At 34.9% G+C, this 7212-nt stretch carries 6 protein-coding genes; 2 read left to right on the top strand and 4 right to left on the bottom strand.

Translation table 11 applies throughout. The annotated features are described in order from the left end of the window. Positions 1-94: 94 nt before the first annotated feature. Positions 95-1528, top strand: coding sequence for a type I glutamate--ammonia ligase (gene glnA, locus CKF59_RS01705; protein ID WP_119534258.1), 1434 nt, complete (start codon positions 95-97; stop codon positions 1526-1528). Positions 1529-1651: 123 nt separating this feature from the next. On the opposite strand, the gene CKF59_RS01700 is transcribed toward glnA, so the two are convergent. After that, positions 1652-2917, bottom strand: a complete 1266-nt coding sequence (locus CKF59_RS01700) for a glycosyltransferase family 8 protein (RefSeq protein WP_119534257.1) — start codon at positions 2915-2917, stop codon at positions 1652-1654. A 526-nt stretch (positions 2918-3443) separates the two neighbouring features. Here CKF59_RS01700 and CKF59_RS01695 point away from each other — a divergent pair. Continuing rightward, a complete protein-coding gene (locus CKF59_RS01695) occupies positions 3444-4208 on the top strand; it encodes a transporter substrate-binding domain-containing protein (protein ID WP_119534256.1) in 765 nt (254 codons plus the stop codon). A 383-nt stretch (positions 4209-4591) separates the two neighbouring features. Here the strand turns inward: CKF59_RS01695 and CKF59_RS01690 are convergent, their stop codons facing one another. The 3 genes from CKF59_RS01690 to prfA all read right to left on the bottom strand — a co-directional run bounded on the left by CKF59_RS01690 (position 4592) and on the right by prfA (position 7062). Then, positions 4592-5176 carry a DNA-3-methyladenine glycosylase I gene (locus tag CKF59_RS01690; RefSeq protein WP_119534255.1) on the bottom strand — a complete coding sequence of 195 codons (585 nt, stop codon included), beginning with the start codon at positions 5174-5176 and terminating at the stop codon, positions 4592-4594. A 112-nt stretch (positions 5177-5288) separates the two neighbouring features. Then, entirely contained in the window at positions 5289-5948 is a 660-nt protein-coding gene (gene adk, locus CKF59_RS01685; protein WP_119534254.1) for an adenylate kinase, read from the bottom strand. Positions 5949-5973: 25 nt separating this feature from the next. After that, entirely contained in the window at positions 5974-7062 is a 1089-nt protein-coding gene (gene prfA / locus CKF59_RS01680; RefSeq protein ID WP_119534253.1) for a peptide chain release factor 1, read from the bottom strand. Positions 7063-7212: the final 150 nt, after the last annotated feature.

Raw genomic sequence — 7212 nt, 5'->3', positions numbered from 1 at the left:
CCTATACATTACACATTTTTATACATTTCATACATTATACATACATAAATTACTCGAGGTTTATCCTAAGAGTAACAAGATTAAGGATTATTTTATGTCGATTGATGCTAAAGCTATGGCTGACAAGTTTAGAACAGTAATTGAAGAAAACGGAATTTCATGGGCGGATTTACGTTTTACCGATATTCTTGGTAAAGAACACCATGTATCTATTCCTGCAAGTTTAGTAGACGAAGATTTTTTCCAGTATGGAAAAGTAATCGATGGTTCTTCAATTAAAGGATGGAAATCAATCGATAATTCAGATATGGTATTACTCCCTGTAGTTCAAGAACCACTAATTGATGTGGCGGGAGATACTGGCTCTTTAACTTTAATTATTCGTACCCAAGTATATGAAACTTCAGGTGCGGGTTACGATCGTTGTCCACGTACTATTGCGGTGCGTGCAGAAGAATACTTACGTAAAGAAGGTTTTGCAGATAGCGTTTTTGTAGGTCCGGAATTAGAGTTCTTCTTATTTGATTCAGTACGTTTTGAAAATAAAATGCACACTTCATACTTTGAAGTAGATGATGCAGAATGTATTTGGAACTCAGGTAAAAAAGAAGTAGATGGACAAAGTAACTATGCTCACCGTCCAGGCGTAAAAGGTGGATACTTCCCTGTAGCTCCGGTAGATCATTCACAAGCGATACGTTCATTAATGTGTGAAACTTTAGAGCAAATGGGCTTAGTAGTAGAAGCTCATCACCATGAAGTAGCTATGGCACAAAACGAAATCGCAACTCGTTTTAATACTCTAGTTGCGAAAGCAGATGAAGTGCAAGTTTACAAATATGTAGTTCACAACGTAGCTCATCGTTCAGGTAAAACTGCAACCTTTATGCCAAAACCTTTATATGGTGACAATGGTTCAGGCATGCATGTTCACTTCTCTTTAACTAAAGAGGGGAAAAACCTCTTTGTGGGTGATGAATATGCAGGCTTATCAGAAACCGCTCTATTCTTTATTGGTGGGGTATTAAAACACGCTCGGGCTTTAAATGCTTTTACAAACCCATCAACTAACTCATATAAACGTTTAGTGCCTGGCTTTGAAGCACCGGTAATGTTAGCTTATTCTGCTTCTAACCGTTCAGCTTCGATTCGTATTCCAGCAGTATCAACACCAAAAGCTAAACGTATTGAAGTACGTTTCCCTGATGGTACAGCAAACCCATATTTAGCTTTCTCAGCTTTATTAATGGCGGGCTTAGATGGAATTCGTAATAAAATTCATCCAGGTGCAGCTGCGGACGTAAACCTTTATAAATTAGATGCAGAGGAATTAGCTCATATTCCACAAGTAGCTTTCTCTTTAGAAGAAGCTTTAACTGCTTTAAAAGCTGATCATGAGTTCTTATTAGAAGGTGGCGTATTCACCAAAGAATTTATTGATACTTTCTTAGCATTAAAAGAGCGTGATGTACAAAAATTACGTATGTTACCTCATCCAGCAGAATTTGAGTTATATTACTCATGCTAATCACAAAAGATCCCAAAGTTCAACTTTGGGATCTTTTGTTAGCTCTAAAAAATTTATTAACGATAAATCTTTAGGTTTTTCGGATAAATTTAAACCTAAGCTGCAACCATTTCTAAATTTAAACTATTTAGCAAACTTTTGCGCAAAGATTTCTTTTTTTGCTTGATACTCTTGGGCATTAAACTTATCTCGACCTTTGGTAGTTAAAGCATTACGAATTAATACTTTTAAGCCGGTAGAAGCAAACATTTTAGTATTTAAAAATACCGGATTATAAGTCCATGGTTTACTTTTATGGAAGTAGAGTTTATGTTTTTGTGAATTTAAAGTAGTAAATTCTGGGCATCCTTTATATTCATTAAGGATAGGTAAGTAATCATAAACTTGGTAGAGAGTAGCAAAGTACTCTTGATAGTAGCTTACAGGCTTACTCAGAATTTGCTCAATGCTTTGACTAAAAATTTGATAAGCATCAACAAATTCACGAGCGGTATTATTCCATTGCTTTTGTCTACCCGCAAAGTGTAAGAAGGTTGGGGTTACTTTAGTAAAGATATCAACTTGAGCAAAAGGGTAATCCGGAGCAAAAGTATTTGCTTGCTCATAGGTATAACGCACATTAGTAGTTGGTTTGGTGGTTACTTGATGCCATTTGTCTTTAAAGAAGTAATAGCGATTATTGATTAAGTGATATACCAAATAGTTGTATTTACTACTTAACTCAAAAGTATCACCAAAGTGCATTACATTAAGTAAATCTTGATCAGGAAAACGATTGTAATCTTTTAAAGTCGCAATATTTTTTAACCACAGATCACTTTGTTTGAGTTTATCCATATCTATAAGGAGAAACCCTGAGTTAAAATATGGTTGCTCAGATGTGAAGTTAAGTTGACTCGCTTTTGCTGAGAGCTTGCTTTGGAACACATTACCATCACGCACGGCATTTTTGTGCATAAGGTTATAGTCTGCAACTATACCTAGAGTTTTGCCTTGGAGGTCTACTTGCTCACTATCAAAGAGTTCAGCAAAAGGGGCAGCACAAATAATATCGGCATCTAAGTAGAGGACACGTCCTTGCAGATTTAATTCAGTAGCATAGAGACGTAGACTCATAGCATTAGCTTTTTCCTTATCACTATAATCTACATTTTCACATTTAAAGCGATGCTCTGGAGTAATGTAATGAAAGTGCAGAGTCACATAATCGCAATTAAGGAGATCTGCAAAGTATTCCTTTTCTTTACTTTGAGCAAGATCAAAAGAGGCGATAATATGAATATCTAAATGCTCACGATTAAAAGCAATAAGACTTTTGATTAAATTAGGTAAGTGATGTACAAATCCCTTATCTGTCGTTAAGAGAACCTGTGGTTTATACTTTGTCATAAATTCTAGAGAAAAAGGCAAAGAAATGTCTTCTTTGCGAGAATGGAAACATACTTTTACTCTTTTATTATAGCTATAAAAGAGTTGATTTTCAATTTAAAGACCCAGAGTTAAACAAAGTAAAGAAAATTTTAAAGCTTGGAGTTGAATTAAAGGTAGGGGGAAGTTAGGGGAGTTAATTTTTCTAAATTTCTTGCAAAAAATTACGGCATAATTTTCATAGAGTTAAAGAAAAACATTTTGATATTTTTTGCGTAGGAGTTTGCAAAAGTAGCAAAGTAACTATGAAGTTATAATTTGATAATTAAGAATAAATGTGGTTTGTAAACTTAGTTGTTTTGTAAAAGTTTGCAAAAACCCTCATTTATTTGCAAAAAAGTCAAAAAAATCTGCCTAATTTACAATTAAAATAAATTGGAGTAAGATATTGAAGTAGATTGCAAAAAATACGATTAAGCAAAACAAATTACAAAAGAGATAAATATTAGGTAACTAGTCGCTAGCTACCTTGGAAAAAGGAAATACTATGTTAAATAATTTAAAAAAATTAGCAACCCTAGCTCTAGCTGCAAGTGGGGTAGTAGTTTCAGGGTATGCACATGCTGACAGTAAAACCTATGTGGTAGGTACAGAGGCGGGTTATGCTCCTTATGAGTATTTAGATGAGCAAGGCAATATTGTTGGTTTTGATATAGATCTCATTAACTATCTGTGTAAAGAAGCGGGTATTACTTGTACGATTAAGAATCAATCTTTTGACGCTTTAGTTCCTAATCTTATGTATCGCAAAATTGATATTGCTATAGCAGCCATGAATGTAACTCCTGAGCGTGCTAAACAAGTAGCTTTTACCCAAGAGTACTTACCAGCCTCTCCTTATGCTTACTTAGTGACCAAAACTAATAACTATCAAGGAGTTAATGACTTTACGGCAGTAGGTTATCAAAATGGTACTTTGGCTGCTAAATACTTACAAGATAAAGTAAAAAATGTAAGAGCTGTAGGTTATGATAGTTATGATACTGCTCTCCTTGATTTAAAATCAGGAAGAATTAGTGCTTTATTAGCTGACTATCAAGTAGCTGCTAAATATGTAGAAAATAATCAAGGTCAATATACTTTATTTGGGCAACCAGTAAGTGATCCGATTTTAGGACAAGGTTTAGCGATAGCGGTAAACAAAAACAATAAAGAGCTTTTAGCTAAATTAAATGTAGCTTTAGATAAAGCTAAAGAGTCTGGCTACTTAGCTCAATTACAAGAAAAATATAATGTGACTTATGCTGAGTAAGCTTCAAATGCTAATTCTTTAGTTTATAAAACTTAAGGATGAGTTTTGAGGGTATGCCAGCCATTCAGTCCAAGATAAAATAAAAAAGAACTCGAAAATACTTAAATTTTCGGGTTCTTTTTTATTGATTGAATAAAAATTATTTATAATTAAAGTAAGTCTCACTTAAATTTAATATATCCAAGCAAGAAGAGGTATTAATAATGAAAGATGATAAATATAAAAAGAATAAACGAGAGAATATTTTAGGATTTTAAATTAAAAAACTTATTAATCAAGCTCCCTTGCTAAAATTTGCAAGGGAGCTTTATTTCTGACCTCAGAGTTTGGCTTAAAGAATTAATACTAATTAATTGTTCCAAATAACTATTGGGGTAAAGGCGCTAATTTAGGCTTGCTTTGTTACTTATAACTTGATTTTTAGCTTGTTCTTGTATGAGTTTAAAGCAAGGGCAATCTGGAGCATGAGGATTAACCATGCCTATAGCCTCTAAGTAGGCATAAATAGTAGTTGCTCCCACAAACTTAAACCCCCATTTTTTGAGTTGTTTACTAATTTGTTCTGCTAGTTGCAGATCTATCTCTGTTTGTGGCGTAAAATCCACATGTTGCCATAGCCATGTACTAAAATCTATGCCTTGAGCTTCTAAGCGTAAAAAAGCTTGAGCATTAGTCCGCATGGCTTCAATTTTACCCTTATGACGAATAATTTCAGGATTGAGCAAGAGTTTTTGGATATAGCTATCTGACATTTGAGATAATTGTTGATAATCCCAAGCAAAGAAAGCTTGACGCAAAGCTTGTTCTTTCTTGAGGATAATTGCCCAACTCAAGCCCGCTTGTTGGCATTCAAGCATTAAAGTTGCGAATAGTTGATCCTTAGCAGTAACAGCTACTCCCCAAATTTGGTCATGATAGATTCGTTCTTGTGAGCTTTTGAGGTGATGACACCAATATTCTTTACTCATATAAAAAATTAAATTGTTTAAGATTCAAATACAAAAAGAGAGAAAGTAAGCCTTTCTCTCCTTAAATATGCTTATAAGTTATAGTATCTTCTAAAAAGAAGACGGAAAAAAATTAGTTAAATACTGTACGTAATTCATCACGTAGTTGTTTTGCAACTACTTCAATATCATTGTTACCATTGATTTTTAAGAAACGTACTTTACCTTCTTTAGCTAGTTCACGATAGTAGCTAACTAAAGGTGCAGTTTGCGTATGGTAAACTTCTAAACGTTTAGCTACCACTTCTTCAGTATCATCCGGACGCGTTACTAGAGGTTCACCTGTAACATCATCTTTACCTTCTTCTTTAGGTGGATTAAATTTAACGTGGTATACACGACCTGAAGCTGGGTGGCTACGACGACCAGTAATACGTTCTACAATTACTTCATCTGGTACATCAAATTCAATAACAAGATCTAAACCTAAGTTAGCTTCTTCTAAAGCGTGAGCTTGAGCTAGGTTGCGTGGGAAACCATCTAAAAGGTAACCTTCGGCACATTCAGGTTTAGCAGCTTTTTCTTTTACTAGGCGTGTAACAATTTCATCTGAAACTAATTGACCTGATTTTAAGATATCAGCTAATTGTTGTCCTAATTCAGAACCAGATTTAACTTCTGCACGTAATAAATCACCTGTTGAAATTTGTGGGATGTTAAATAAGTGCATGATTGTTTGGGCTTGAGTACCTTTACCAGCACCTGGAGCACCTAGTAATAAAATACGTTTCATGTGTTTTATTCTCTTTCTTAATTAATTATAAAGTTTCACTACCAATCATTTCTTTTAATTGGTCAGCTTGGAATTCTTGGATAATTGGGGTAATTAATTGATCTAGATTTCCATCCATAATATCGTCTAAACGATATAAGGTAAGGTTAATACGGTGATCTGTTACCCTTGATTGTGGATAGTTATAAGTACGGATTTTATCCGAACGATCCCCTGAGCCTAATAGATTACGACGAGTTTCAGATACTTCAGCATTACGTTGATCGATAATTCCTTGTTGGATACGAGCTGCTAACACCGATAAAGCTTTCGCTTTATTTTTGTGTTGTGAACGTTCATCTTGACACTCTACCACAATTCCTGTTGGTAAGTGGGTAATACGTACTGCAGAGTCAGTTTTGTTAATATGCTGACCACCAGCACCTGAAGCACGGAAAGTATCAATACGTAAATCTGCAGGATTTATATCTGGCATTTCTGCTTCTGGCAGCTCAACTAATACCGCTACTGTACATGCTGAGGTATGAATACGTCCTTGAGATTCTGTTTTTGGAACCCTTTGCACACGGTGACCGCCTGATTCGAATTTAAGATTCGAATAAACCATTTCTCCTGAAATGTGCATTACGATTTCTTTATATCCGCCCTGATCAGATTCTGAAGAGGAAAGAACTTCATAACGCCAACCTTTGCGTTCACAAAAACGTGAGTACATACGGAAAAGATCACCACAGAAAATTGCCGCCTCGTCACCGCCCGTTCCCGCACGGATTTCAAGGAAGACGTTATATTCATCGTTTGGATCTTTAGGGATTAAGTGAACTTGTAAAGCATCTTCCATTTTTACAAGTTCTTCTTCATTTTGTTCAATTTCGAGTTGTGCTAACTCTGCCATATCCGGATCGGCAAGCAGTTCTTTAGCTCCGGCAATATTATCTTTTAATTGTTGCCAGTGGGTAAAATCTTTTACTACAGGTTCAAGATTTGAGTATTCTTTCGAATAGGCACGGAACTTATCTTGATCGCTAATAACTTCAGCATCCCCAAGTAGTTGCTGTAGTTCTTCATAACGTTCCACGAGGACTTGAAGCTTTTCGACTAAACTTTGTTTCATACTAATAATTACAGTATCTACATGAGGGAATACTTAAAGTCATGTAGAGAAAAATTAAACGGTTACACTAAGTCCCTTATTATAGCATAAAGCCACAAAATCTCTATGCCCTAAAGTATAAGAGTTAATAGCTCTCTTAGTCTAATTATT

This window comes from Psittacicella gerlachiana (genome assembly GCF_003585965.1).
GTDB classification, from domain to species: domain Bacteria; phylum Pseudomonadota; class Gammaproteobacteria; order Enterobacterales; family Psittacicellaceae; genus Psittacicella; species Psittacicella gerlachiana.
Note: the sequence above shows the minus strand (reverse complement) of the source record. Positions and strands in the feature narration are given on the sequence as shown.

Coding starts and splice junctions, on each gene's coding strand:
- prfA (WP_119534253.1), bottom strand. CDS start 7,062: ATGAAACAAAGTTTAGTCGAAAAGCTTCAAGTCCTCGTGGAACGTTAT.
- CKF59_RS01695 (WP_119534256.1), top strand. CDS start 3,444: ATGTTAAATAATTTAAAAAAATTAGCAACCCTAGCTCTAGCTGCAAGT.
- CKF59_RS01700 (WP_119534257.1), bottom strand. CDS start 2,917: ATGACAAAGTATAAACCACAGGTTCTCTTAACGACAGATAAGGGATTT.
- glnA (WP_119534258.1), top strand. CDS start 95: ATGTCGATTGATGCTAAAGCTATGGCTGACAAGTTTAGAACAGTAATT.
- CKF59_RS01690 (WP_119534255.1), bottom strand. CDS start 5,176: ATGAGTAAAGAATATTGGTGTCATCACCTCAAAAGCTCACAAGAACGA.
- adk (WP_119534254.1), bottom strand. CDS start 5,948: ATGAAACGTATTTTATTACTAGGTGCTCCAGGTGCTGGTAAAGGTACT.